Origin of the sequence: Microcystis sp. LE19-41.2A (genome assembly GCF_027530405.1) — a bacterium.
GTDB lineage: Bacteria > Cyanobacteriota > Cyanobacteriia > Cyanobacteriales > Microcystaceae > Microcystis > Microcystis aeruginosa.
The window spans coordinates 1-3,573 of record NZ_JAPZQJ010000580.1 but is presented as its reverse complement, the minus strand read 5'-3'; the positions used below and the strand labels follow the sequence as shown (position 1 = coordinate 3,573).

Here is a 3,573-nt window from a genome sequence, read left to right as displayed (position 1 = left end):
AAGATTAAGTTTAGCTACTTTTACCCGTTGCTTGTGATAGTTTTTAGACTGTTTCTTTCCTTGACGAAACTTTTTGGATAATCGTCGTTGTGCTTTTTTTAGTCGTTTTTCTGACTTTCTTAAATAACGTGGATTCTCTACAGTATTACCTTGAGCGTCAGTATAAAACTCTTTTAACCCTAAGTCAATTCCTGTTATTTGTCCCGTTGGTTTATGGTATTCTTTCCGTTCTATGTCAATCAAAAACTGGCAATAATAACCATCAGCACGTCTAACAACTCTTACCCGTTTAATCTGTTGCTCTGAATAATAAACTAAGGTTTTTTGACTACACCATAAATCAAATTCTCCTGCTTTAAAACCATCAGTGAACTTGATTTTACGTCGATCATCAGATAGTTTGTAGCCTGTTAGTTTATACTCAACCGAACGGCTATGCTTTTTGAACCGAGGAAAACCCTTTTTCCCCGGTATCTTAGCATGACAATTCTGGTAAAACCTATTAATTGATTGCCAGGCTCTATCAGCAGCCGATTGACGAGCTTGAGAGTTTAATTTATTAACCCATGGTGTCTCTTTATTGTTAGCTAGTACCGCACAAAGCTTTTGAAGATTATTCCGGGTTGTCCCCTTATTGTCCATCCAATAACGAACACAAGAGTTACGCACAAACTGAGATGTTCTAATTGCTTCATCAAGCCGGTGATATTGTTCTGGTGTCCCGTTTTTTAGCTTGGCTTCTACGACTAGCATTGATTAATCCTCGACCCTGGATCAATTAAGTATAACACAGTTTACCTACAAATGGTAGAATTAAAATCGTGCTTCGCAGTCAATATCCTGGTCGGATTTCATCCCCCGCAAAGGTTGATGTCTTGTCAAAAAATTTAGCGGGGGCATTCATCCGACATTTTAGGTAAACTGAAGATTGTTTACTGATTTATTCCCTCCTGATGATTGTCAACGATGAGATTAATCGGGAGAATTAGCAATATTGACGGCCAAAATTTATGGAATCCGCCTCTTTTATTCCCCGTCTAGTTATCCCCGTCGGTGATCCCGCCGGAATCGGCCCTGAAGTGGTGTTAAAAGCGATCGCCGATTCCCCAATCTCGTCCGGTTGTCAGATTACTCTAATCGGGACAAGAACGCTTCTCGAAAAAGCCTATCACGATCCCCATCTTCTCGATCGCTTTTCTCTGATCGATTTGCCCTACAATCAAGAAAAAATCGTTTGCGGGCGTGGGGATGCCCACAGTGGTGAAATCAGCTTTCTTTACCTGCAAGAAGCCATAAAACGCACCCTCAAGGGCGAATTTGATGGTATTGTCACCGGTCCGATTGCCAAATCCTGTTGGCAGTTGGCTGGTTATGATTTCCCCGGTCAAACGGAGGTTTTAGCTACCATGGCGGGAATTAACCGTTATGGGATGCTATTCGTCGCTAAATCCCCTCACACCGGCTATAACTTACGCACTCTCCTCGCCACTACCCACATACCCCTGCGAGAAGTTCCTGATGCTCTTAACCCCGATCTGATGACCCGAAAACTAGACCTATTGATCGAGTCTTTAAAGCTAGATTTCGGCATCGAGCGCCCCAAAATCGCCATATCCGGCCTTAATCCCCACAGTGGCGAAGCGGGAAAACTGGGAAGGGAGGAAAAAGACTGGTTACAGCCTTGGTTGCAGTCAATGGCGCAGAAATACCCGCAAACCCAATTAATCGGCCTTGTCCCCCCCGATACGCTTTGGGTGGAACCGGGACGCGCTTGGTTTAGCGGTGCAGGGCAACCCGCCGACGCATATCTGGCATTATACCACGATCAAGGCCTAATTCCCGTCAAATTAATGGCTTTTGACTGTGCTGTTAATACTACCATCGGTTTACCTTTTGTTCGCACCTCTCCAGACCACGGGACGGCTTTTGATATCGCCGGTCTTGGCATCGCTAGGGCCCAGAGTATGCAAGCGGCGATCCAATTAGCGATCGAATTATGTCAGCAGCGGGACAACCGGAGAACTAAACTAGAGATATAGCCCTCGATAGGAGACAATTGGGATATGGGTATCGCTTCAGTTAACCCTGCCACGGGAGAAATTCTCAAGACTTTTACCCCTCTAACCTCGGAGGAATTGGCGGCGAAATTGGCCCTAGCTGAGGCCACTTTTCAGCAGTATCGCCGCACCGCCATCAGTGAACGGGGACAGTGGTTACGGCAAGCGGCGGATATTTTGGAACGGGATCAAGTAGCATTGGCTAAAACCATGACTTTAGAAATGGGGAAACCAATCAAATCAGCGATCGCAGAAGTCCTCAAATGTGCCTTGGTTTGTCGTTTTTATGCCGATAATGCCGCCGGTTATCTGGAAGATGTGCTGATTACCACCGATGCTAGTCGCAGTTTTGTCCGTTATCAACCGTTAGGGGTGATTTTAGCGGTTATGCCCTGGAATTTCCCTTTATGGCAAGTATTTCGCTTTGCTGCCCCCGCTTTAATGGCGGGAAATGTCGGCCTACTCAAACACGCTTCTAATGTCCCCCAATCAGCTTTAGCGGTGGAAAGAATTTTATTAGAAGCCGGTTTTCCCGAAGGTGCTTTTCAAACTCTTTTGATCGGGGCCGATCGCGTTAGTGATTTAATTAACGATGAACGGGTAAAAGCCGCCACTTTAACCGGTAGTGAACCGGCGGGGATGAGTTTAGCGGCCGCCGCAGGAAAACAGATCAAAAAAGTGGTTTTGGAGTTGGGAGGTAGTGATCCTTTTATCGTTTTAGATACTGCCGATATCGAGGCGGCAGCGGCTACGGCAGTAACGGCGCGATTGTTAAATAATGGTCAGACTTGTATCGCCGCTAAACGGTTTATTGTTATGGAAACTGTCGCCGCTCAATTTGAACAGTTATTAGTGGCCAAATTCCAAGCTTTAAGAGTTGGTGATCCCCTCGATGAAACTGTTGATATCGGTCCTTTGGCCACGGTATCGATCGTCTCGGAAATTGCCCATCAAGTCGAAAAAACCGTCGCTATGGGTGGTAAAGTCCTTGTGGGGGGTCAACGTTTAGAGGGAAAAGGTAACTTTTATCTACCAACGATTTTAACCGATATTCCTGTCGGTTCTCCGGGGGAAAAAGAGGAATTTTTTGGACCGGTGGCTTTACTATTTCGAGTCAAAAATATCGATGAAGCGATCGCTTTAGCTAATGATAGTCCCTTTGGTTTAGGTTCTAGTGCTTGGACGAATAACCCCGCAGAAATTGAGCGTTTAATTACCGAAATTGAGGCCGGTTGTGTGTTTATTAACGGTATGGTTAAATCCGATCCTCGCTTGCCCTTTGGGGGTATTAAACGTTCTGGTTTTGGACGGGAATTAAGTGTCGAAGGTATTCGCGAATTTGTCAACGTTAAAACTGTTTGGATTAAGTAAATCAGTAGGGTGGGTTAGCAACGCGTAACCCACCACCATAACCAAAATCACCCACCACAATTGTCGGTGCGTTACGCTATCGAAGAGCGCACCCTACGGATTAAAAATATGCCGCGCATTTTTGATCATATTGAGTCCCATTTAT

General features: G+C 45.3%; 3 protein-coding genes. 2 read left to right on the top strand and 1 reads right to left on the bottom strand.

What is annotated here, in order from left to right; translation table 11 throughout:
• On the bottom strand, positions 1-753 hold a 753-nt coding region (locus tag O9290_RS24305; RefSeq protein WP_288087628.1), incomplete at its 3' end, for an RNA-guided endonuclease InsQ/TnpB family protein.
• Between the two features lie 257 nt (positions 754-1,010).
• On the opposite strand from O9290_RS24305, the gene pdxA reads away from it, so the two are divergent.
• Positions 1,011-2,039 (top strand): 4-hydroxythreonine-4-phosphate dehydrogenase PdxA, encoded by a 1,029-nt coding sequence (gene pdxA, locus O9290_RS24300; RefSeq protein ID WP_288055635.1) that lies wholly within the window; start codon positions 1,011-1,013, stop codon positions 2,037-2,039.
• Positions 2,040-2,063: 24 nt separating this feature from the next.
• Positions 2,064-3,428 carry an NAD-dependent succinate-semialdehyde dehydrogenase gene (locus O9290_RS24295; RefSeq protein WP_002757038.1) on the top strand — a complete coding sequence of 455 codons (1,365 nt, stop codon included), beginning with the start codon at positions 2,064-2,066 and terminating at the stop codon, positions 3,426-3,428.
• Positions 3,429-3,573: the final 145 nt, after the last annotated feature.

What these genes read in the sequence shown, in the direction of transcription:
- pdxA (WP_288055635.1), top strand. Translation starts at nt 1,011, where the DNA reads ATGGAATCCGCCTCTTTTATTCCCCGTCTAGTTATCCCCGTCGGTGAT.
- O9290_RS24295 (WP_002757038.1), top strand. Translation starts at nt 2,064, where the DNA reads ATGGGTATCGCTTCAGTTAACCCTGCCACGGGAGAAATTCTCAAGACT.